This is a genomic window from Mesobacillus jeotgali, assembly GCF_002874535.1.
GTDB lineage: Bacteria > Bacillota > Bacilli > Bacillales > Cytobacillaceae > Mesobacillus > Mesobacillus jeotgali.
On record NZ_CP025025.1, the window covers coordinates 2,009,062 to 2,032,054 of the forward strand.

At 38.6% G+C, this 22,993-nt stretch carries 28 protein-coding genes and 1 pseudogene; 24 read left to right on the top strand and 5 right to left on the bottom strand.

The features are described from left to right. The first annotated feature begins 82 nt into the window (after positions 1–82). The 10 genes and pseudogenes from CD004_RS10120 to CD004_RS10165 all read left to right on the top strand — a co-directional run bounded on the left by CD004_RS10120 (position 83) and on the right by CD004_RS10165 (position 5,719). Positions 83–952, top strand: coding sequence for a phosphotransferase family protein (locus CD004_RS10120; RefSeq protein ID WP_102262645.1), 870 nt, complete (start codon positions 83–85; stop codon positions 950–952). A 28-nt stretch (positions 953–980) separates the two neighbouring features. Further along, positions 981–1,520 carry a GNAT family N-acetyltransferase gene (locus CD004_RS10125; RefSeq protein WP_102262646.1) on the top strand — a complete coding sequence of 180 codons (540 nt, stop codon included), beginning with the start codon at positions 981–983 and terminating at the stop codon, positions 1,518–1,520. Positions 1,521–1,586: 66 nt separating this feature from the next. Then, positions 1,587–2,009: a GNAT family N-acetyltransferase gene (locus CD004_RS10130; protein WP_407657672.1), complete on the top strand. Its 423-nt coding sequence runs from the start codon at positions 1,587–1,589 to the stop codon at positions 2,007–2,009. Between the two features lie 136 nt (positions 2,010–2,145). Next, positions 2,146–2,490, top strand: coding sequence for a hypothetical protein (locus CD004_RS10135; RefSeq protein ID WP_102262647.1), 345 nt, complete (start codon positions 2,146–2,148; stop codon positions 2,488–2,490). Positions 2,491–2,622: 132 nt separating this feature from the next. Continuing rightward, positions 2,623–3,057, top strand: a complete 435-nt coding sequence (locus tag CD004_RS10140; protein ID WP_158651531.1) for a hypothetical protein — start codon at positions 2,623–2,625, stop codon at positions 3,055–3,057. A gap of 39 nt (positions 3,058–3,096) precedes the next feature. Beyond that, the gene (locus CD004_RS10145; RefSeq protein WP_102262649.1) at positions 3,097–3,285 is read left to right on the top strand and encodes a hypothetical protein; all 189 of its coding nucleotides are present in this window, start codon (positions 3,097–3,099) and stop codon (positions 3,283–3,285) included. A gap of 26 nt (positions 3,286–3,311) precedes the next feature. Beyond that, on the top strand, positions 3,312–4,127 hold the full coding sequence (locus tag CD004_RS10150) for an aminoglycoside adenylyltransferase domain-containing protein (protein ID WP_233434987.1): 816 nt from the start codon (positions 3,312–3,314) through the stop codon (positions 4,125–4,127). A 66-nt stretch (positions 4,128–4,193) separates the two neighbouring features. Continuing rightward, positions 4,194–4,724, top strand: a complete 531-nt coding sequence (locus CD004_RS10155; protein ID WP_102262651.1) for a hypothetical protein — start codon at positions 4,194–4,196, stop codon at positions 4,722–4,724. A 100-nt stretch (positions 4,725–4,824) separates the two neighbouring features. Then, positions 4,825–5,289, top strand: a pseudogene (locus CD004_RS10160) (NUDIX domain-containing protein). 64 nt (positions 5,290–5,353) lie between these two features. After that, positions 5,354–5,719 (top strand): hypothetical protein, encoded by a 366-nt coding sequence (locus tag CD004_RS10165; RefSeq protein WP_102262652.1) that lies wholly within the window; start codon positions 5,354–5,356, stop codon positions 5,717–5,719. A 2-nt stretch (positions 5,720–5,721) separates the two neighbouring features. Here CD004_RS10165 and CD004_RS10170 read toward each other — a convergent pair whose 3' ends face one another. Beyond that, positions 5,722–6,129: a GNAT family N-acetyltransferase gene (locus tag CD004_RS10170; RefSeq protein ID WP_102265062.1), complete on the bottom strand. Its 408-nt coding sequence runs from the start codon at positions 6,127–6,129 to the stop codon at positions 5,722–5,724. Positions 6,130–6,470: 341 nt separating this feature from the next. On the opposite strand from CD004_RS10170, the gene CD004_RS10175 reads away from it, so the two are divergent. After that, positions 6,471–8,276, top strand: coding sequence for a S9 family peptidase (locus CD004_RS10175; RefSeq protein WP_102262653.1), 1,806 nt, complete (start codon positions 6,471–6,473; stop codon positions 8,274–8,276). A gap of 116 nt (positions 8,277–8,392) precedes the next feature. On the opposite strand, the gene CD004_RS10180 is transcribed toward CD004_RS10175, so the two are convergent. After that, positions 8,393–9,184: an aminoglycoside 6-adenylyltransferase gene (locus tag CD004_RS10180; RefSeq protein ID WP_102262654.1), complete on the bottom strand. Its 792-nt coding sequence runs from the start codon at positions 9,182–9,184 to the stop codon at positions 8,393–8,395. Positions 9,185–9,335: 151 nt separating this feature from the next. On the opposite strand from CD004_RS10180, the gene CD004_RS10185 reads away from it, so the two are divergent. Further along, on the top strand, positions 9,336–10,019 hold the full coding sequence (locus CD004_RS10185; RefSeq protein WP_102262655.1) for a type 1 glutamine amidotransferase domain-containing protein: 684 nt from the start codon (positions 9,336–9,338) through the stop codon (positions 10,017–10,019). Positions 10,020–10,082: 63 nt separating this feature from the next. After that, positions 10,083–10,841, top strand: coding sequence for an SDR family NAD(P)-dependent oxidoreductase (locus tag CD004_RS10190; protein WP_102262656.1), 759 nt, complete (start codon positions 10,083–10,085; stop codon positions 10,839–10,841). A 78-nt stretch (positions 10,842–10,919) separates the two neighbouring features. Here CD004_RS10190 and CD004_RS10195 read toward each other — a convergent pair whose 3' ends face one another. Together CD004_RS10195 and CD004_RS24190 are read right to left on the bottom strand one after the other, a co-directional pair. After that, complete coding sequence (locus tag CD004_RS10195) at positions 10,920–11,360, bottom strand: cell wall hydrolase (RefSeq protein ID WP_102262657.1); 441 nt, start codon at positions 11,358–11,360, stop codon at positions 10,920–10,922. Between the two features lie 477 nt (positions 11,361–11,837). Next, positions 11,838–12,563 carry a hypothetical protein gene (locus CD004_RS24190; protein ID WP_180321284.1) on the bottom strand — a complete coding sequence of 242 codons (726 nt, stop codon included), beginning with the start codon at positions 12,561–12,563 and terminating at the stop codon, positions 11,838–11,840. A gap of 85 nt (positions 12,564–12,648) precedes the next feature. Here CD004_RS24190 and CD004_RS10205 point away from each other — a divergent pair, with 85 nt between their 5' ends. The 6 genes from CD004_RS10205 (at position 12,649) to CD004_RS10240 (ending at position 16,213) form a co-directional block, all read left to right on the top strand. Further along, the gene (locus CD004_RS10205; protein ID WP_102262658.1) at positions 12,649–13,104 is read left to right on the top strand and encodes a DUF4362 domain-containing protein; all 456 of its coding nucleotides are present in this window, start codon (positions 12,649–12,651) and stop codon (positions 13,102–13,104) included. Positions 13,105–13,193: 89 nt separating this feature from the next. Continuing rightward, on the top strand, positions 13,194–13,571 hold the full coding sequence (locus CD004_RS10210) for a VOC family protein (protein WP_102262659.1): 378 nt from the start codon (positions 13,194–13,196) through the stop codon (positions 13,569–13,571). Between the two features lie 628 nt (positions 13,572–14,199). Continuing rightward, positions 14,200–14,796 carry a GNAT family N-acetyltransferase gene (locus CD004_RS10225; protein ID WP_102262662.1) on the top strand — a complete coding sequence of 199 codons (597 nt, stop codon included), beginning with the start codon at positions 14,200–14,202 and terminating at the stop codon, positions 14,794–14,796. Between the two features lie 46 nt (positions 14,797–14,842). Beyond that, complete coding sequence (locus CD004_RS10230) at positions 14,843–15,406, top strand: AAA family ATPase (protein ID WP_102265063.1); 564 nt, start codon at positions 14,843–14,845, stop codon at positions 15,404–15,406. Positions 15,407–15,529: 123 nt separating this feature from the next. Further along, positions 15,530–15,922 (top strand): hypothetical protein, encoded by a 393-nt coding sequence (locus CD004_RS10235; protein WP_102262663.1) that lies wholly within the window; start codon positions 15,530–15,532, stop codon positions 15,920–15,922. 72 nt (positions 15,923–15,994) lie between these two features. Beyond that, on the top strand, positions 15,995–16,213 hold the full coding sequence (locus CD004_RS10240) for a hypothetical protein (RefSeq protein ID WP_102262664.1): 219 nt from the start codon (positions 15,995–15,997) through the stop codon (positions 16,211–16,213). 101 nt (positions 16,214–16,314) lie between these two features. On the opposite strand, the gene CD004_RS10245 is transcribed toward CD004_RS10240, so the two are convergent. Further along, positions 16,315–17,163, bottom strand: coding sequence for a DUF1206 domain-containing protein (locus CD004_RS10245; RefSeq protein ID WP_102262665.1), 849 nt, complete (start codon positions 17,161–17,163; stop codon positions 16,315–16,317). 170 nt (positions 17,164–17,333) lie between these two features. On the opposite strand from CD004_RS10245, the gene CD004_RS10250 reads away from it, so the two are divergent. The 5 genes from CD004_RS10250 to CD004_RS10270 all read left to right on the top strand — a co-directional run bounded on the left by CD004_RS10250 (position 17,334) and on the right by CD004_RS10270 (position 22,472). Next, positions 17,334–17,546: a ChaB family protein gene (locus tag CD004_RS10250; RefSeq protein ID WP_102262666.1), complete on the top strand. Its 213-nt coding sequence runs from the start codon at positions 17,334–17,336 to the stop codon at positions 17,544–17,546. 134 nt (positions 17,547–17,680) lie between these two features. Continuing rightward, entirely contained in the window at positions 17,681–18,382 is a 702-nt protein-coding gene (locus CD004_RS10255; protein ID WP_102262667.1) for a response regulator transcription factor, read from the top strand. A gap of 124 nt (positions 18,383–18,506) precedes the next feature. Further along, a complete protein-coding gene (locus CD004_RS10260) occupies positions 18,507–19,388 on the top strand; it encodes a sensor histidine kinase (RefSeq protein ID WP_233434988.1) in 882 nt (293 codons plus the stop codon). 395 nt (positions 19,389–19,783) lie between these two features. Continuing rightward, entirely contained in the window at positions 19,784–20,548 is a 765-nt protein-coding gene (locus tag CD004_RS10265) for an ABC transporter ATP-binding protein (RefSeq protein WP_102262669.1), read from the top strand. Further along, positions 20,538–22,472, top strand: a complete 1,935-nt coding sequence (locus CD004_RS10270; protein ID WP_102262670.1) for an FtsX-like permease family protein — start codon at positions 20,538–20,540, stop codon at positions 22,470–22,472. The genes CD004_RS10265 and CD004_RS10270 overlap by 11 nt, the downstream gene beginning before the upstream one ends. Positions 22,473–22,993 lie beyond the last annotated feature (521 nt).

Here is a 22,993-nt window from a genome sequence, read left to right on the forward strand (position 1 = left end):
ATTGAGCCTTTCAATTATTAAATTAAATGAAGATGTAGAGAAAGACCAATTAAACAACAAGGGGAAATAGAGGAGAAGTTTTATGTTAAATCGAGTGATTAAGCAATTTGGATTGCAGGTAGATTCACTAACCGAGGTAGAAGATTCACATAGTTCTACCGTCTATAAATGTACTTTGACAAAAGGCCAAAATGTATTTTTGAAAATTCCCTATACAAAATTGAAGTTTCAGCGGGAGTTGGAAGCCTATGAAATATTAAAAGGTAGAGTTTCTATTCCTGACATGTTGGATCATTGGTCTGGTGATGATGAGTGTCCGGGTGCTTTTTTATTATCTGAATTAAAAGGAAAACCGTTAACACTTGAGGCTTCGCCCAAAGTAGCGTTTCAAGTTGGGGTTCTTCAAGCACAAATGCATACAATTCATCCTCCAAACCGTAAGTTATCTGGCATAAAAAATGAATTTGCGAACTGGTCTGATTTTGTTGAGCAGCAATTTTATAGTTTTGCTGAGGACGTAAAGAATGTTTTGGAACCTCAGTTATATACTCAAGCGATTGAAAAATACGAGCAAATGAAGCACAGCCTGCCATCTCCAGACGGGCCAAGTTTTGTACATATGGATTTTCGCCCTGCGAATATAATTGTTGACGGTGATCAAGTTTCAGGAATGATCGATTTTGAGAGTGTGCGCTTTGGTTCGACAGAAGTTGATTTTACCAAACTATATCGTGATTTTTTATCTTTCGATACTACACTCTATAAGGCCTTTCGTGTGGGCTATACCAGTATCAGACCATTGATTGATTTAGAAACTGTCTTGCCTTTTTATCAATTTACAGATGCTTTTAACAGTATTGGGTGGTGTAAACGACGTGGAATTGAGAAAAATGCTGTATTTCTGGAAGAAAATTTAGCAAGATTAAAAGAATTTATGAAACAACAGAACTAAATAAAGAATTCAGCCAGGGAGAAGAGAAATGAATACACCTCAATTGCCAAAGGTTCAATTAAGAGAATTGACTTTAGATGATACAGAGGACCGTTACCAGTGGTGTCTTGATAAAGAGGTAACAAAGCATTTAAATATGCCAGAGAGATACCCTCCATTTAGTAGGGAAGAAACTCAGGCGTGGATAGAAATGTGTATAAGCAAGACAAATGGATATGAACAAAAAGCAATCATGACTGAAAAAGGCAAACACATCGGTTGGGTAGATTTTAAGAATATCGATAAGTTGAACAAGCATGCAGAATTAGGAATAGCAATTGGAGATAAAAGCTACTGGCGTAAAGGGTATGGTTTATCCGCGATGAACGAAATGCTTATTTGGGGATTTCGACAGCTAGAACTTAACAAGATTTGGCTTAGAGTAGAGATTGATAATGAAAAAGCGATTAACTCTTATAAGAAAATGGGATACGTTGAAGAAGGAATATTAAGACAAGATAGATTTAGAAACGGTGAATTTGTTGATCGGTTAAGGATGAGTATTCTTAAAGACGAGTTTTTCAACTAATCGGTGCATGCTAGTGGCGTTGTTATTGAAAAACAAGCAGACAGATCAGTTAAGGAGTGAGCATTTTTGAAATTACAAGAAATGGCTCAATTAAATAATTTAGAAGAATTAGTGAATATAGATGAAGAGGTAATCGCCCACAATAGCAGGCGTGAATATATTAAGAAAGCTATTGAAGACGAGAGGTGTATAGTTGCTTATAATATTAAAAATCAAATCGTAGGTTTTTTATTATTCGATACCCATTTCTTTGATTGTAGCTTCATTTCACTGATAATCGTAAGGCCAACGGAAAGACGAAAAGGTTATGCAACAGCGCTTATTGATTACTTTATTAACATTTCTCCAACTAGAAAAATATTCTCTTCAACTAATAAATCAAATAAAAGCATGCAGGAAGTTTTTAAGGTTAACGGCTTTATCGAAAGTGGATTTATCGAAAATCTAGATGAAGGGGACCCTGAGATAATTTACTATAGGTCTAGATAAGTATATTGGCATTCAGGAAGATGTTTGTGATCAATAGCAAGCGGACTAGACTGTGGTAATTGAATAAGTGCTGCAATCTTCAGCTAAGGATAGTTATCGAGGAGGCAGTAATCCTTAAAGATAAGGGGGTTACAAATTGAAATTATTAAAAGGGGTAGTTATATCAATCGCAATAGTGATTGTAACCTGGTTTGCTATTGATCTAATTAGATATGGTAATTATGACGAGAAGAAACGAATAGATGAGGTTAACGGAGATACATTAGTGCTGGTTGAACTTAATATTTTGCCGGATGCATCTTATATCCCTTTAGAAGTGAAAATTACAGATGAAACACAAATAACAGGTGTAGGACCTCTATCGTTCTTTTTAGACAATTTAAATGCTTTAAAACAGGGTCAAAAAGTAAGAGTGTGGTATAGCTCAAACTCTGACAATGAAAATATAGCTAAAAAAGTGGTTGTTTATAACTTGTTTTGATGTCATTGAAAGGAAACCTTTGAAAATTGAATTTTTGGATTTCCGGATGAGTTGCTGAGGAAAGCACTTAAGTAACAGGGCAAGTTGAATTATTTCAACTCAATAAGGGGTGGGAGTTTGAGGTTTTGGTCAATGGCTATTGTCTGGTGGTTGATCCTAAGTGTGGTCTTTATTTATTTAGTAGATTTATTTACTATCAAGCCTCATGTAATATCAGGTAATGGCAATTTAGGACTTTTGTTTGTAGTGCCGGCACTGGCGTTTTTTATTATGTTTGTAAGAAGATTATGGATATATTTAGGCACACTCAAATTTAAATCTAACATTTGGATGAAAATTGGTTGGGGTGCATTTATTATTTTGCTTCTGCTATCCATTTTAGAATATAAGCTTGCTATAGATCTTATTAACGATTTAGGAGGTACACCTTCTATAGCTTCTTCAAAAATATACCGCTATCCCTGGTTAAATCAATATACAAATACGTTATTTATTAACTTTTACACCCTGGGTATTATGGCAACTGGTACCAGTATCTTAAGTATTTTCATTAGAAAGAACCCTTAATCAAATAGCGAAGAATTTTAAACAGAGGAGACTGTTAAAATGACAAAGAAACTTCCTTTAATTTTCATGGGATTCCTGGTATTCGTTGCATTACTCTCTACTTTCTTATTTTTTAAAACGATTTTTTCACTCCTACTTCCTGAGTTTATGATAGCTAAAGCTATTCCTTTAGCCCTTTTTTCAGGCCTGACATTAATTGCACTTTCAATAACTGTAAGGAATAAATAAATAGACATTCTCAGGGGGATATAGTGGTGGAAATACCAATGATCGTCGAAAAGGTTTTAAAGGATTATATTAACCTATTTAATGAACATTTACCTGAAACGATTGAAGGGTTATACATACACGGCTCAATTGCCCTGAATGCCTACGATGATGAATCAAGTGACATCGACTTTATCACTTTGACGAATCGTCGTTTAACAGAGGAAGATTCAGAAGCCTTATCTAATATACATAAAACAATAGCGAATAAATATAAAAAGCCCGAAATGGATGGAGTATATGCTATTCGTGAGGATATTGGAAAACTCAATAATACGGGTAAATATCAGTACTACAACAATGGCAATCTATTGTTTGGTGATTACTTCAACTTTAACCCGATAACTTGGTGGTTGTTAAAAGGAAAGGGACTACGCATATTAGGACCAGAAATTGAAGACTTTCAATTTGAAATTCAACCGCTAGAATTAGCTTCTTATGTCCTTGAAAATATGAATAGTTACTGGACTAATAGGATTCAAATAGCTGAAAATGCAATTGACCATTTAGTCAAACTGCCAACCGAAGAAATCGATTTTGAAATAGAGTGGACCGTTCTCGGATTACTACGTCAGTTCTATACAACGAAAGAATTGGATATAGTTTCCAAGACGGAAGCTGGTGAATATGGACTCAAACAACTCCCAGTGGAATGGCACGAAATTATACAAGAAGCTATGAATATACGGAAAGGTGTAAAGGCAGAGATTTTCAGCTCAGAGCTGGAGAGGTTGGAAAGTACTATAAGATTTTCAAAATATATTATTAATCATAGTAATAATATCGATGGGTACAAAATGTAATAACGATATTTCAAGAGTCTTTCTGTAATGTATTAAAATTTAAATAGTAGAATCGGAGGAGAAAAAGTGGAGAAACAAAATATTGTTGCCAAAGTGCTTCGTGTCATTGGGATTGTAATAATGATCGGCGGTTTTTTCATTGCATTGAGTATGGGTTCCAGAGCATCAGAGGTCGGTTTAAATTCTGGAATTGCCTTGCCTGCCCTGTTTTCCAGTTTTGTCACAGGCATGCTTTTCATTGGATTCTCTGAGATCATTGCCTTACTTCAAAAAATTCATCTTCAACTCTATCAGGATGGGACCAAAGCGACAGCTTCATCAAGCAACGATCCTGAGGTAGATCATCCGCTGGAACAAAAAAAATGGCATCCGTCGCCTCAAGACTTCGCAGACATCCAGGAGCTCTACCTTGACCAAAAGGTCACAAGGATTGAAGCATCTCCAATTGAAGATTATTGCGTAGTGCAGATCGACGGTAAAGACCACATCGAAGTGGTGGAGCTGGGAGGGTTCAAGCCAAAGAAGGTTTCTGCTGTTTCCAAACCGGACCTTGTGAACTCTATTCAAAAGTGGTTTAACAATTTACCTCCATCTTAAAAATGAATGATTCTCATTACCTTTTCTGAACTTGAGAGTGCGTTAATCCGGGAAGGATTGAAGCCTCTTTTGGTCTATCAAGAAAAATATGGAGGGATATATTATGGATACTACTCCAAAACATATAATTGCAGTTTCTGCAAATGTTATAAACGAAAATGGAGAAACACTTTTAGTTAAGACACATTGGCGATCAGATACATGGGAAACTCCAGGAGGACAGGTGGAAGAAGGAGAACCACTTGATAAAGCTGTATGTAGAGAAATATTAGAGGAAACAGGAGTAGTGATCTCACCTATTGGCATAACAGGCGTGTATTATAATGCAACGTAACATCTATTATCCGTGGTTTTTAAGGCGAAATATGTTAGTGGAGACATTAAAATTCAACCGGAAGAAATTAAAGAGGCTAAATTCATCCAACTTACCGAGGAAAATATAAATCATTACGTTACTCGCCCGCATTTGAAGTCTCGTACAATAGATTGTATGAAAGCAAAGAACTTTGTACCATATGAAACTTGGGATGTAGAACCATATAATTTGTTGGGAAGGTTATTCTAATTCCATTGACTAAGTCTAGTGGAATATAGTTGCTAAATATCCGAGCGTTAGGGGGGTAGGGGTAATGATAAAGAAAATAAGCCATAATGTATTGGTCGTTTTATTAACACTAGTTATTGTTATCACGGTTCGTGAAATATTTTTCACTCCTAAGAATTCACTTGAACTATATCAAAAAATTACTTTTGCCAAGGATTTTGAGGAAGTGCAAAAATTAATATTAGATGGGTACGACGGTAATGTAGAAAGAGATGACTTTAATTATATTAAAGATAGATCCGCTAATAGAGTAGGACAGTTTACTCTCATTGAGTATAAAGAAAAGTCCTTTGTGATAATGACTTCACCAGGCACGGAGAGGTTAAAGATACTTGCAGTTGAAGAATTGCCTGAAGATATTAGAGAATACTTCTTGAAAATCGGTCAATAGTTTTATTCGATCCCTGATTGCATTTCATAATTCCTTAATAGCATTCCATTTGCTTTTACCATCCCCAGCTTTTCATAGTAGGGGACGAGGTTATCGTCACAACACAAGTCAATCATATAAATATCAGCAAGTTCTGCCATCATTTGATTGACCAATTCCTTACCGATTCCTCTATTCTTGTAGTCTGGCAGCACTTCAAGGAAGGGGATATAGGCTGACAGGACTCCATCACTGATTGCTGTAATGAATCCAACCACTTGATCAGTATCTTCATTGAGTGCCAGGACTATTTTGCTGCTGTTTTTTAATAGTTTGAAGTGAGTCTCTGGACTCGGTGGGGTAGGCCAGCCATCAAAGAAGCCTTCCAACATTTCAGGTGTAATACCCTCAAGTGAATTTTTGAATAACATCATCTATCAACTCCTCTATATTTTCTTAGGTAGTTAATAAGAATCAATAGTAAAGTAACAAAACAGCGACCTCCCAGACCTTCTTCTATTCTTTAAATATTCAAGTTTAAGTAGGGAAATCCTCCCGAACAGCTGCAAATTATTTCTCGGGAAAGCGCAGGATTTGACTTTATTTTCAGATTTTGTCGGTTTTTTGGAGTTTGTGGCAATTTGTGTTACCAGGACAGGCTTGGTAAGAAAGATGTCGAAACTGTATTTTGGTTTTGGCTGGACATTTTGCCCTAGTTCTGTTTAAGTTTTCAGTATAGATAGAAAATTTAAAAAGAATAGGGGATTGGGAAATGATTCAATTTAAGAAGCCAGATATCGAGAATTTTTATCGTACCTTTAATATTCAAAGTTTTACTGTTAGTCCGGATGAGAAGCAATTAGTGTTCAGCACAAATTTAACAGGGAAGTACAATTTGTGGGCAATGGATCTGCCTAACCAGTATCCATATCCCCTGACATTTATTGACCAGTCATGCCAGGCATTGAGCTATTCGCATGATGGAAGCTTTATGGTGGTAGGTTTCGATAATGATGGTGATGAAAATGGCCAGTTATACGCACTCCCTCCTGCAGGCGGAGAGATGGTGCCACTTCGCATGGCTGAAGGACACCGACACATGCTGCCATTCTTATCAAAGGACGATCAACGTCTTTATTACACTTCTACAAAAGGCAATGAGACCTACTTGAATATTTACCGTTATGATATCGAATCAGGTGATGAGAGTGTTGTCGTTGAGGGAGAAGGCGCGGCTTGCTTTTTAGTGGCTGTTGACGAAGAAGAAAATAATTTTGCTTACCTAAAACAATATGCCAATACATACGCGCCTGGATTTATTTTTCAGGATGGGAAATCGTACTCGCTGACTCCTGAAACGGATGAGCAATTCACTGTCGGCGAAGGAGTGTTTGTAGGTGACGAGTATTACTTTGTCACCACATATGGTGAGGATTTTGATTATCTTGCAAAATTCAATCTTAAAACTCATGAGTTTACCAAGGTTCTTTCGTTTGAAAAAGAAGAGTTCGGCCCAATCCGATATGATAAGAGTACTAACAGCCTGTATTTCGTGACATCAAAAGGTGTGAATGATTACTTATATCAATACGATCTGGCTGAAGGAACATATCAAAACAGTCATTTGCCAGCTTCAATCATCCAGGGAGGCACCGTCGCCAAGAGCGGTAATGTTTACATTTTAGCGGGATCAGCGACGAAACCTAATAACATTTACATGAAGGAAGCAGGCAGTGAAGAGTGGAAACAGTTGACGAACCTGGCTGTTCCTGGTGTTAAGGAAGAGGAGCTTGTGGATCCTGAAGTCCTAACGTATCCTTCTTATGACGGCATGATGATGGAAGCTTTATTTTTCAAGGCGAAGGAAGATGTCGGCAATGGCCATGTCATCCTATGGCCGCATGGTGGCCCGCAGGCTGCAGAACGGAAATTCTTCCGGGCGATGTTCCAGTTCCTTGTGAACAGAGGATACAGTATTTTCGCTCCGAATTTCCGGGGTTCAACAGGGTACGGACTGGAGTTCACCAAGATGGTCGAGGGCAATTGGGGCGAAGGACCACGCCTTGATAACATTGCTGGCCTTGAATACCTTTATGAAAATGGGATGGCTGACAGGGATAAAACATTGTTGATGGGCGGAAGCTTTGGCGGATATATGGCACTGCTATTGCACGGCCGCCATCCGGAATACTTCAAGGCAGTTGTCGACATTTTCGGACCATCAAATCTATTCTCATTCATTGAATCCGTCCCTGAGCATTGGAAACCAATCATGAATCAGTGGGTTGGCGACCCGGTCAAGGACTTCGATAAGCTGACAGAGTTTTCGCCGATCACTTACCTGGAAACGATGACAAAACCGATGCTGATCATCCAGGGAGCGAACGACCCGCGCGTCGTGAAGCAAGAATCAGACCAAATCGTCAAAGCCCTCCAGGAAAAAGGCCGCGATGTGAAATACCTTGTACTTGAAGACGAGGGACATGGATTCTCGAAAAAGGAAAATGAGATTCTTGTGAACCAGACGATCCTTGAGTTTTTTGATCAGTTTGTTGAAGCAAAAGTATTAGCTGAGTAACTTTTAAAAGTTTGCCATGGGAGAGCATATAGATCTCCAATTTAAACCGCTTCAGTAATCTATCTAGCATATAGAAACGCAAAACCGCTTGGCGTTAGTACCAAGCGGTTTTTACTTTATGAAATATTAGCCATATTCCTATATAGAAGTTGTTCTAAATCATGATCCATCGAGAAAATAGAACTCTGATTCAACGTTTCCATAAAAAGTTCTTTTACTTTTTCAGCTGAAACTCTTAAATTATCAGCTGATACTTCTCCTGAAAACGTTGAAAGGTAAGATTTAATAAAGTCAGCGTCTAAGGTTTCATAGGCTTTAAACTGATGTAATTTTTTCTCTTCATTCAATGCTTGTACGATTAAGGTATAGTCTCTCATATCCTCTAGCTTTTTTAGTGCATAGATGAAGTTACTCCTCTTCAGTTCTTTCTCCAACGCCAAAGCGCAATAAACAAACTCAAATGCGACATCAACTCCTACATTATACTTGATCGGTTTGTTTTCAAATTTTTTATTTTCAGTTTCCATCTTCTCGGTTACTAATCCAGTTTTATCGACAACCACTTTCCATAAAGGAGATTTTACCGATAAAAATTCTCTTGGGACGATTGAAACATTAAATTCTAATCCATTTTGCAGTATTGCAATCACAAGGAAAATATCTTTGCTGAATTGTTTTTCTTTAATGTAGCTTTTGCCGAAGTCACTCAGGGTTTCACGAACAAAATCTCTTGTTATTTCTGCATCCTCAATCTTAGAAGAAGCCACCATTAAATCAATGTCTGAGTAACCATCTTTATATCCAATTACCCCAGAACCTAATTGAACGATTCCTTCTACTAAATCGGAAGCCCCGATCTTTCTTATGGCCTTTTCAAAATAAGCGCTTCTTTCTTCACTACTATACATAATCCACCTCTACTTGTTAATTTTTAATCATTTTAGCATAAAATTACAATTTATTTTCTCTTTTCATGGCAAAAGGAGGAAGCTGATTACATGTGTAAGGTGAGGAGAGTTAGGGAAAATACATCTTGTTATCACAAAGGAGGAATTTACAATGGCAAAAGTTTTAGCAGTATTATCGAGTGGATATAAGGACGAAGAAAACAATTATGAAACTGGCTGGTGGGGAGAGGAATTGTTTGCCCCGATGCAGCTTCTTGAAGAGGCGGGCCATCAAGTTGACCTGGCATCGCCGCTTGGAGGCAAACCAGTTATTGATAAAATGAGCATCAGTGAAGAATACGATCCAAATGGTACTTATAAAGAGCTTTATGAGTCCGGAAAAGCGGATGATACAATGAAGCTTTCAAATGTGAATCCTAACGACTACGATGTAGTACTCGTTGTAGGCGGACATGGTGCAATGTATGATCTGGCGAAGAACGAGGATTTACATGAAATCATGAACAAAATTTACGATGAAGGCGGCATTGTCGCTGCGGAATGCCATGGTCCCGCACCGCTTGTGTTTGCCAAGCGTCCGAACGGTGAAAGCTTCATCGCTGGTAAAAAAGTGACTGGTTATCCAGATGAAATGGAGCCAGAGGGTCTGTTGGATATCCTGCCGTTCAGTTTGGAGCAAGAGATGACAAAAATCAGTCAGTATGATCAGGGAGATCTCGAAAAAACAGGTCATGCTGTATGGGCGGATGAGCAGCTCGTTACAAGTCGCGATCCATTTTCATCTGAATTGATGGGAGAAGAGTTGGTCAAAGCATTGGAGAAGAGGGGTAAATAAGTTTCGCCTTTAGGGAAAAAATAACTTCAGTTGGAGAATACGTTAAGGAAGAGTTGATGTAAGATGGCAAACGGGAATAAAGTAGCGATTATCACTGGAGGCGGCAGCGGATTAGGGCAATCGACTGCACTTCGACTAGCAGAAGAAAAAGTGGATATCGCTGTGGTTGATATCAGCGAAAAAGGCGGTAACGAAACCGTCGAGATGGTGAAAAAGCTAGGAGTGGAAGCAATTTTCATTAAAGCTGATGTCTCAAAGCAAGAAGATGTAAAAAAATATGTCGATCAAACGGTTGAACAATTCGGCAAAATCGATTATTTCTTTAACAATGCGGGGATTTCAGGCAGCGGCTCGTATTTCCTGGATTCCACCATTGAAGAAATTGAAAAGATTGTTGGCATTAATCTGTTGGGAGCACTTTATGGTGTTCGTTATGTAGCTGAGGTTATGCTGAAGAATGGCGGAGGTTCCATCGTGAACACCGCCTCAAGTGCAGGCGTGATCGGCCAGGATTCCGTTGTTACCTATTCTGCTACAAAGCATGGAATTGTTGGTTTAACGAAGAGCATGGTTGCGGAGTACGGAAAAGACGGGCTTCGAGTGAATGCCATAGCACCGGGACCAACTGAGACACCAATGGTCAAAAGCTTTTACGAAGCAAATCCGGCAATGAAAGAAAACGCAACAAAAGGTATCCCGCAGAGGCGTTTGGGCAAGCCAGAAGAAGTAGCTGAACTGGTAACATTCCTGCTAACATCCAAAGCAGAGTATATTAATGGAGAAGTTGTCCGTATTGATGGCGGGTTTACCAACACGAAATAACAGTGAAGCCGGGGTGAGAGAAATCTTGCCCCGGCTATTTATTTTTAAAAAAATGACCCCACATGATGGAGCTTATAACTACCATAGATAAGCACCTTCGCAAGTATTAGCGATTGGTTCGTAATAACAATGTTGTTTATATTGTCCAGCGAATGGCTGATTGTACCATGTAGATGGACAAGGAGCATACGGATTGAAATACCAAAGAGCAAACTTGGAAGGCTGCTGTCTCCAATAATCGAGTGTTTGTTTAGCCAATCTCTTTTCTACACCTCTTGCTCGGTTATAAAAAACATTCCCCTTTTGGACGGCCTCGAATGAATAATTTCCTCCTTGAATTTGAAAAATTACGTCCCGTACAGATCTTAAATCTTTAAAATCCAGACAATTCGCTTTCAGTCGATTGACTACGACATTGCCAACCATAAGCATCCCCAGTGGACCTTCACCTTCAGCTTCTGCCCTCATCATCCTGGCAATTAGTGCAACGTCACTGTCGGTATATTTTACCCTTGGCATTTTTATCACCTCTATAATAATTGTATTAAAAACAGCTTGTAATAATGTTAAGAGGTTCTGTATGACGGGAGATGAACATTCGTGAAATCGTTAAAGTGAAAGGTGAAAAATCCGATTTTATTCAATTTATCCATAAGATTCAAAAAAGTGCCCGCGGAAGAGGAGAATCACGAATGACGGTCACAAGAAGGGCAATCATGTGCCCGTGAAAAAGGAAATACATGAAGGACGGTCACAAGAAGGTCAAACATGTGCCCGTGGAAGAGGAGAATCACGAATGACGGTCACAAGAAGGGCAATCATGCGCCCGTGAAAAAGGAAATACATGAATGACGGTCACAAGAAGGTCAAACATGTGCCCGTGGAAGAGGAAATTCATGAATGACGCTCACAAGCAAGAACAATATGTGACGGTACAAGAGGAGAATCACCTATTATGGTCAAATACTTATACAATCAGAGACGAAGTTTAATCAATTAATCAATTCCTTCATCCTTAAATAACGCTGCATTAGCGGTGGTATTCAAGCTCTGGGTAGACGCCCAAAGGTTCCCAAGGAATCTTGGCATCATCTGCTGGGAAGGTAAGACGCCGTATCTTGAGAAATATACAAAGAGTTTCAAATAGTTACGCGCATTTCCTGGCAAGTGAATCTCTTTTGCATAAAACTTATTTTCTGTTACTGTCGCAAAGGATCGGGTCTCGAAACCTGAAATAAAGCGAGTTTTTTCACCCTTGTACTCATTCTCGATAAAATGTATTTTCTTGATGATTGTTGGGTCGTCGCTGCCATCGTAATTGGCCAGCCTCGCCTGGTTGAAAGCTGATACAGAATCCAGCCTGGGAACTAGTGAAAGCAAATGACCGTATGCTTTGTCATGTCCTTCATAAAAAGGCTTAATATCCAGCTTATCCATTAAATCAACCAGAATGAGTTTCTCATCTTTTAAATATGGCGGACGAAAAATCTGTCTCGAAAGCTTCAACTCATCAAGTGAGTTGCACTCAAGTGATGTGAAAAAGTACCACCGGCCTTTATCATCGAGACTAATATCATAGGATTGGCCGTCCCTTTCCAATATGTAATCCTTAAAACGATCTTCTTTATCAAAAGTAAAATCATGCTCAGATACCTTACCTGGCAAAAAGCCAAAAGGGGACTCGATTGGTACAGCAATCTCTGAATATAATTTATTTATCATTTACAACACACCTTTGTAAAAATCCAAGATACATACAGATTACCCATTATTAATGAAATGAACACTGGAAAGTGATGATATTGCGATGAAGCGATGGTTAAGAATTATGATGTTCTTTTCCTTTATGCTTGCTGGCTGCGAAGAAGAGGAGCAAACACACGTAGAAGAAGTGAAGAAGATTAAACCTCCTGATTACATCCAGGAGCCCGGTGATGTGGTCGATATGCATGGAGACATTACTAATCTAGAAAAATTCTATTCATTTGTAGAACACGTTGAGCAGAGAAAGAAAGACGAAATCAGGATTGTCAGTTATACAACCGAAGGTGCACCAATGCTGCACAACCCTATTTTTGATGGCGAAAAGATACATTCAACCTATGATTCTACGAGAGATGGTTACGGGTCTGGAAGTATTGAAGAAACAAGCTGCGCAGGGATTGCCGAAGTAAATACCGGCGGCCGCACTGATTATATATTAGAGGATTGCAGCAACCCAGGGGGAAAGGATCTTACAATACTGGTAGTAGTAGAAAAATAATTGTACATTACTGTCGATAAGATGCAGGAGGAATTTCACCAGTACTTATAGAAATTACCTCTTTGAATACTGATAAGGAGTGAATTTTCATGATAGGTAAAATCGGTCAGGTCATGTTGTACGTCAATGATCAGGATGTTGCAGTAAAGTTTTGGACTGAAAAATTGAACTTTGTAGTTAAAGCAGAAGAGGATAATGGGGCAGGATTTAGATGGATTGAAATTGCTCCGAGTTTAGAATCTGAAACAAGTATTGTACTGCATAATAAAGAATTTGTTGCAAAAATGTCGCCAGAACTCAATCTTGGCACGCCTTCCTTAATGTTTTATTCAGAAAATCTTGAAGAATTCCGCAGCGATTTATCAAATAAAAACGTGACTGTCGGGGAAATGGTTAACATGCCTTCTGGCAGGGTATTTAACTTTGCTGATGATGAGGAAAATTATTTTGCTGTTATGGAAAAATAATACCTTGAAGCCGCTTCTATGTATAAAGCGGCTTTTTATTTTGCCGTATTTTCATCTACAGAGAATAAGGCTCTAGAAAAAGTTAATTTATATTGGAAAAAGAAGGGATATGTCAACTTTTATCGAATTTTTTCAGCGAAAGGTATTAAGTTTATTAAAAATGAGTATGGAAATAGAGTGATTCCATACTCAAAGCCAATCTACTAAAGAAAGTAATCCTTGTAGATATAAAATGTCGCTATTACTGATCCGATTAAATAAAGAATCGAGGCGTAGAATGCATAAGAGGGTGAAAACTTTTCTGTAGATTGATTCATTTTAATCCCTGTTTCACCTTGGACTTGCATATCAATACTGCGGCTTGTAAATCCGCCTGATGAACTAAAGAAGTAAATGAGGAATGTGCTGGCCAGGGCTACGAATACTGAAACCTCTATAAAGCTAAAATCCATTATTAATGTTACTCCGAAGTTGATTAATCCGATGATTATCAAAGTAACTATAAAGCTTATTGTTTTTCCGATGGTGATGACCCCCTTTTAAGTTGTTACGCATGGAATCAGGAAAGGTTTCATTTTTCTGTAAATTAAGGGGGTTAATCCCTAAAAAACTATACTGGGGAGACAAAATGATTAATTTTATGGGAACACCGAAAATAGAGACACGAAGATTAATTCTCAGGCAGTTGGTACCGAAAGATACCCAAAAAATTTTTGACAACTGGCTATCAGACGAACGGGTAAGTGACAACCGAGTAAATCCTGCGCATAAGCATGTATCAGAGACAAAAGAGAGGTTGGCAAGAATCATAGCTGAATATGAATCTAAAGAACACTGTTATTGGGGGATTGAGCTTAAAGTTGATGGCGAACTCATCGGGGAAATAGACTTATATGATTTTGATAGGACTACTGATAACAGTGAAGTAAGTTATTCCGTTGGGTACAAATGGTGGAATCAAGGCTATGGAAGCGAAGCGCTTAAAGCAGTAGTCGATTTTGGTTTTCACTATATGAATATACATAAAATATCCGCTGCACATAATACAGATAATCCTGCTTCAGGAAGGGTTATGGTTAAGGCGGGGATGGTGCAAGAAGGAATTGTCAGACATATGATTCGTAATGCCAAAAATCAATATAAAGACTGTGCTATTTATGGAATTCTCCGAGAGGATTATATTAGGTTCAATGACACTGCTAAAATCCGAGTCATAGAAACATAGAATCGAATTCAATCATATACGATTGAAGACGAAGGGAGAGTTTTTACTGAAAAGGCTAGTTGTAATTACGGTAGGCAAAACACATAGTGGAAAAACTACTTTTGCACGGGTTTTGGAAAAAGAGCTGGAGAACTCTATGATCATTGACCAAGACAATCATGCGGAATTCATCAATTCTTATTATAAGAAACTGCAGCCAACACAAGGACCCAATACCCTCAAGCACGCTTTATCCAAGCTGATTGTCAATTATGCAATAGAGCTAACTGATTACCACCTTATCATTTGTAACTCGAATCGGAGCCTAAAAGACCGTTCGTATCTTTTTAAAGAGTTGTTTCGCAATGATGACTTTACTCAGATCATTGTTCATTTTGATATTCCGTACCATGTCCTCCAAGCACGAGTTACTGAAAGTCAGCGCAGTACCAATATCTTCAGGGGTGACTATTCCAATTTCGCAGAGGTGTTGGAAAAACAGCAGACTGACTCCTTAAATGAAGATGTAATGGATCCAACGCAGGGCGAAGCAGATCACTTATTTGTGATAAAGGACAACGCAGACGTTGGAACTATTATTCTAGAAATTTTACAGATAGCCCGACAATAAATCGTTAGAGATATCCTAATTGGGGGAGTTCACATTAAAAAACTAGTCATTCTGTTTCTAGTCTTAGCACTCGCAGCCTGTGGACCTGAATTAGATGAAAATGCTCAATTAGCGAAAGAATATTTGAAAGATCAAGGGTACTCGATTAAGTCATACGAGGGTAAATATTCCTATAGCTTTGAGAGACAGCAATTAGTTGAAATGCCACACAGTTCGATTTGGGCTGTACAATCAGTTGAGCCTGATGCCTATATAGGAAAGGAAATCACGCAAGAGAGATTCATTGTAAAGCATCATCCTCTAAGTAAAATATATGGCCCGCAGAAAAGTTTTTCCTATAATGTATCAGTAAGTGTTTTCATGTTTAATGGGGAAATAATTGGGGGTATATCTTTCCCGGTTGGGAATGGGATCGCAGGCTCACCTTATTCAATAGATGGCAAAACTGCTGAAGAAGTAATAAATGGGGACTATGCAGAATGGAATAAACAATGGTATGAGAAATACGGTGATTGAGTATAATGCGTGCTGCCCATTAAAGGCAGCATTTTTGCTATTAAGTACTCTTTTATAAAGAGGAGGTCAGTTTTGGAAAAGAAATTTATATATTTACTATTAACAATGATGTTTTTTGTAGGTTATGTATTCATATTTGATTATTTCTTCAGATTTATTGAAATGATGTTTGTACCATATGGGCTCCTGATATTCATTTTACAAATCGGCTTTTCCATTGTGATTCTTTTTCCTGCTTCGATCATTACCACCAAGAAGATATTTGAAATCTTAGGCCACTCACAAAATTAAGCTAATGAAGGATTGTTAGAAATGCAAGAACAATTGTGAATTGAGCATAAGAAAAGCTACCACGATAATAATATTCGGAGTAGCTTTTCACATTTATATGGTTATTTCCCATCATATCCAAAATTCATATGTTGATAGCGGCCTTTGATAATTTGGTAGATGCCATATAATATCAAACCCACTGCCACAATAGCTAGTAAAAATTGTCCGAATGGCTGGTTTGCCAATTCTGTTAATGCGCCGCCCAGGCCTTTGGATTCGTTGGGGTTATTTGTGTATGCAGTACGAATGAAGAAGAATCCGACCATACTAAGGACAATTCCCCGTGAAATCAGGCCAATCTTACCTGACAACCGTGCGATTTTCCGTTCTTTACCATTCATTTCATATGTTTTGAATTTGGACATGAATTTCTCTTTGGCACCACTATATAGTTCGTACACTCCGTATCCAATAATAACTGCTCCAACCAAGCCAACCAACCAAACGCCAAATGGCTGTTCCATTAACTTTGCAGAAATCGTCTTCTCCGAATTCCCACTGCCAGCAGATCCGGTGTTGCTGGCTAATTTTATTGCACCAAATGCTAAATTCGTATAAATAAGTCCGCTTATGAAATAACCAGTTCTTTTAATTAGACCTTTGGCATCAGTTCCTTCATTTTCAGGATCCTTTATCGCTTTAATAAAATCCCATAAAATGTATCCGATTAAACCAATCCCGATGATCCATAAGGCAATTTGACCAAAAGGTATTTCGGAGATGGATTGAAGAGCACCAGATGTTCCAGTCGTCTCGCCTGTGGGTCCGAATGCCGCTAAAGCAGCAAGCACTCCAACCATTACAAACACCAGGCCTTTTGTGATATAACCAAACCTGGCAAACCTACGCATCCACGGTTTAGCTTCTTTCAATTTATTTCTGACTTCTGTAGTCGATTGTGAATTCATAAATTGAACACTTCCTCTATTTTTCTCTCATTTTTAAAATGTTCCCGCTTTTCCTAAAAAGAAAACCAACTGCATTCTTTCCTTCCCCTTCGCCAGCATAAAGCCTATTGTTTTATTTTCAGCAGTACGGGAAAAGTAGAAGAAAATTCTATCCTTAGGAGGTATGCAAAATGCCCTATAATTCTTTAAAAGACCTGCCGGATGCTGTAAAGGATAACCTGCCGCATCATGCCCAGGAAATCTTCAAGGAGGCTTTCAATTCAGCTTCTGAGCAATATGATGAAGAAGAAACAGCCTTTAAGGTGGCATGGAGTGCTGTTAAAAATGAGTATGAAAAGAATGATGATGATGAATGGGTGAAAAAAAGAAGAGTAAGGCTTTAAACTTTATAACACTATTGATTCGGGCAAATAACCGCTTTCCTTAAAAGGGAGGCGGTTATTTTTTACAAATAAAGATGTTTTTATCTTTGGTAAAATTTATACTAGAGTCAGAGAGTTTTAGGGGAGATTTACTAATGTATAAAATTATGCTGATTGAAGATGATACTCAGCTTTGCGAGCTGGTCAAAGAGAACTTGGAGCGATATGGATATGAGGTAGAGCTGCCGGTCCATTTTTCAAAAATAGACGAAGAATTTGTCAAAATTAATCCCGATCTGGTTTTGCTTGATATAAACCTGCCTTATTATGATGGGTATTATTTGTGCCGTAGTTTTCGCCAGAAGTCTAAAGTGCCAATTCTGATGATTTCTGCGCGAAGTCAGGAGATGGAACAGATTATGGCGATTGAACTGGGTGCGGATGATTTTATTACGAAGCCGTTCACCTTCGATATGCTGCACACGAAAATCAAGGCGACGTTGAGAAGAGTTTATGGAGAATATTCCGCAAAAGAAGAGAATCAAAACTGCGCAGGGTCGCTTTGTCTTGATAAGAAGACACTGATGCTGGAATATGAGGGTTCGAGGGCAGAGCTTTCGAAGAATGAGTATAAATTGATGAAGAAGCTGATGAAGAACAAGGGCACTTTTGTTTCGAGAGAAGAGTTGATTGAAGAAGTGTGGGATGCAGTCACTTTCGTGGATGATAATACCCTGACCGTGAATATGACGAGGATCAAGCAAACTCTTGCCAAGCTGGGATTGAGCCAAGTCATCAAAAGCAAACGAGGAGTAGGATATATGCTAGACATTCCTGCGGAGAATAAAGATGCTTAATAGTCTTTCCCTTCGTTTTTTAAAAGACCGCTTACTTCTTATTATGTTTTATTTACTCAATATCATTTGTGTAGTGTTGTTTTTTCATCTTAGTGAACCTGCGAACAAGGAATATTTTTACCCAATGTTGATTGGGTTATTTTTCTTAACTGTCTATCTGTTTATCGATTGGTTTCGCTTTTATCCAACGAACCGCGCTATCGAAATGCTCAAGAAGGGTCAGAATGTTGAATTGGCAGCCACTACCGAAGAGCAGAAGGCATTTCAGCAACTGTTAGATAAAGCAGTGAGTGAATACACGAAGGAAAACAATGAGTTAAAGGAACAAAGCAAAGAGAGAATCAGCATGCTGTCACATTGGATGCATCACTTGAAAACGCCCGTTTCAGTGATTGAGCTGATTTTGACCAATAAAGAAAAAACAGAGACTTTAGAAAAAATCCAGCAGGAAAATAAACGACTCCACACCTCCATCGAGCAAGGGTTGACAATGATCAGGATGGATCAGTTTGAAAATGACTTTGAGGTGCAGACTGTTGACCTGATTGTTTCGTTACGGAAGTTGATCAATGCTCGAAAAAAGGAGTGGATCTATCGATCGCTCTATCCTGTCATAGAATCTAGTGAAGAAAATGCTATAATCATTACCGATCCAAAGTGGAATGAGATTCTGATTGACCAAATTATCTCCAATGGGATTAAATACTCCGGCTTGAAGGAAGGGAGCAAGAAGCTAGTTTTTATGGTTGAGAGGGTGGATAATCACATTCATCTATCTATTATTGACGAGGGTGTTGGTATTCCGCCGTACGATCTCGAGCGGGTATTTCAGCCGTTTTTCACCGGGGAAAATGGCAGGAAGCACCGCAATTCTACAGGTATAGGGCTTTACCTCAGCAAGAAAATCGCCGACAAGCTTGGGGTTAAAATTACCATCCAATCTGAGCACGGAGATGGAACAACGGTTATACTTCGTTGGTTGGCAGGACCAAACTACGGGGAGTAATTCAAGATACCTTACAAAACTGTAAGGTATTTTTTAGCGTTATCGATGGTTGCTTTTTGATTGGCGGCTTAATATGGAGTTAGAAGCGGACGCGATTTTAAATCCGATAAGAGCCATCGATAAGGTGGACTCCCTTACGAACATGAAGCTACTTCGAACAAAACAATTGTGAATTACCGAGGAAATGTTAGAACCTGGAACTAATTTGTACATATCCAGAGTAAAGAGCCATGGAAATGTCCGAACCCGAGGCTACTTCGGACAAAATCAGAGGAAGTGCTGCTGAAATGAGCGAACCCGGGGCTACTTCGGACAAAACAGAGGCGTAGAGCGACAGAAATGTCCGAACGTCCTATACAAAAACAAAAACAATTTTTTAAAGGGGGGGAACTAAAATGGTCATTTTGGATGCTCAAAATATCGTAAAAGTATATGGTGGATCAAGTGGGGATGGTGCTACGAAGGCTCTTGACGGAGTTAGCCTGTCAATTAATAAAGGTGAGTTTGTGGCGATTATGGGCCCGTCGGGTAGCGGAAAGACGACACTGCTCAATGTGCTGAGTGGTATTGATCAACCGACTTCTGGAGAGGTCAGTATCTCTGGGCAGGAAATAAGTGAGATGACTGGCGATCAGCTTGCACTCTTCCGTCGCAAACAGCTCGGCTTTGTATTTCAGGAATTCAATCTTTTAGATAGCTTGACAGTCAAAGAAAATATCATTCTTCCAATGGTGCTGGAAAAGAAATCATCAGCTGACATGGATAAGAAGGTTCATAGCCTTGCGAATTTGTTTGAAATCGAGTCAATCCTAGACAAGTACCCTTATAATATATCGGGTGGACAGCAGCAGCGAACCGCCGTTAGCCGTGCGCTCGTAAATGACCCAGCGATGATTTTTGCGGATGAACCAACCGGAAATCTGGATTCTAAATCCTCGGCCGTCATCATGGAATGCTTTGAAAAAATCGTTGATGAGCTCTCGACAACGATCCTGCTTGTGACGCATGACGTTTTTGCTGCCAGCTATTGTCATAAGGTCGTTTTTATCAAGGATGGAAGGATATATTCGAGTATCGTGAAAAAAGGGAGCAGGAAGGAGTTCCTGAATCAGATCATGGATAATCTGGCCGTCTTAGGAGGAAGAACCTATGACATTTAATCAAGTGGTTTGGAAGATGGCGAAGGTTAATTACAAGAAGTATATCTTTTATTATCTTTGCAACAGTTTTGCGGTGATGTTTTTCTTTATGTTCTCGACGGTTTATTTTAACAGGAGGGTCGAACAAGGAAAGAAGTTGGAAAGTCTTCAGGACGCATTATCGATTCCAGGAGCTGCGTTGATTATTTTCACGATTTTCTTTATCAGTTATGCCCACAATGTTTTCATGAAAAAGAGAAAAAGTGAGTTTGGGCTTTTCATGACATTGGGTATGGCCAAAAGAGATTTAAGCAAGTTGCTGATCCTGGAAAATGCGGCGATTGCCATATTGTCGATTCTATCGGGACTGCTGGCAGGAGCCATCTTTTCAAGATTGTTTTTCATGCTGTTGATGAATTTCATCGAATTGGAGGAAGTTCCGTTCCATTTTAACGGTAAGATGTTTTTTTATACAATCGGTGCATTCTTGGTCGTGTTCATTCTTGCTGTAGGGAAATCTCTGTTCCAGACAATGAGAAGCAGCTTGGTTACTAGCATGAAGAGCAACAGGTATGCAGACACAATCAAAATGAGAAGTCCATTGATTGGCGGCTTCGGGCTGTTGCTGATGGCCGGCTCACTGTTGATTCTTTATTTTACATATGAAAGCTCAAATGGCGCGTACTTGCCGCTGTGGACATTGGCGATGTTATTAGGCCTGTATATTTCAATTAATCAGTCTGCTAGTTTCCTGATTAAACTCGTTAAAAAGTTTCCCGGGTTTTATTATCGCAGATTGCTTTTCCTGAGCAGTCTTGATTATAAATTCAAGCAGTTAACGTCCATCATCATGCTTGTGACAGTAATGATTATGATCACCATCTTCTATAGCACGTTATTATTGACCTTTTACAAAGCTTCTGAACAGGATGCTGTTAATCATAATCCATATGATGTCGCTTTTTATCAATCAGAAACGAAGAATACGATTTCTGATGCCGAGCTAGACAAGTTATTGGGTAAGAAGGAGCATCTTGAAATCCCGATATTGAATTATTATGAAAGACTTGAATATGTAGATGGATATCAAAGTTATGACTTCATGTCACTGGATGATTTCAACAGGTTGACTACGAATCAGGTGAAGCTTGGGGAAAATGAGTATCTATTTTATTTGAACTCTGAACCAGAATATGCTCATACGGATATCGCTAAATCTATTAAGTTAACTATAAATAATGAAGCTGTAACTTATACATTGAAGAATCAAGTGATTGAAAGAAAGATCAATTTGCTGCCAAATGCATACGAATTCATTGTTGTAAATCAGAACGAATTTGATTATCTGCGGAATGAAGCGGAGGGGTACGAACTGAATCTGCATTTAATAAAAGTGGATGTCTGGAAAGAAAGTGAAAGTGCTGTTGCTGCATTAGAAGGTACATTGAAGCTAAACAATCAGTCAACCCCACCAATGAATTACCCTGATATGGATCAAACAGCAGAATCCGAGCTCTTTCGGGTTGCCTCAAAAATTGGCGACTATCATCAAAATAAAACAACTAATGGAATGATGTTCTATGTCACAACATTCTTAAGCATCATGTTCTTTTTCGGCACATTTGTTTTGCTGTATCTTAACCTCTTTTCCGAAGTCGAAACTGAGAAATTCAAATATCGTAAACTAAATAAAATTGGAATGTCATCAAAGGAAATTAAGCAGAATGTATCAAGAGAATTAGGGACGATATTTTTCGTTCCAACCATTTTAGGAACGACCCTGGCCTTTTTGTACTTGGCAATCCTGTCAACAGATGTCGGAGGAATTATGCAAAACCCTGATATCTTAATGCATTTCCTGCAGATTGCGGGAATTTACGTTGTAATCCAGGTGGGATCTTTCTTTTATGCCAGGGGGAAGATGTTATTGCACTTAATTAAATAGAAAAAATAAAACCGCTTTCCAAGAGTAAACCGTTCCGTTTTGAGGTGCCTATGGCGAAAATGGCACAGTAAATGGCGTGGAAATTGTCCACGCCATTTTTCCTATTGTGCCAGCATTTATAAGCCATTTCATTACAAATCAATACCTGGAAAAATGATAGTAAATGCCATTGACAATGTTTGTTGTACAAGGAATAATGACGGTCATTTACACTGTCAATTTTATGGCCAGTTCGAAAGTCAATTTAAGGGTTTCATTCTACGAACATTGCATTCAAGTATAGCCAGTATAACGATTAACTTACTTTATTTTTTTCTTCAACGAAGGGAGCAGTTAGCGGAAGATTGATTTTTTTTAAAACAAGGGCAGACTTAAACTTAATTGAGTAACAAACAATCCTAGAAATAAGCGGAGAATATCCGGTTAAACTGTAGAGTATAGCTCGGTAAGGGGTAAATAAGCGGAGGTTTTCCGGTTAAGCAAGCAGGATTGCCAATTTTTTATGTTTTTCAAGTAAATAG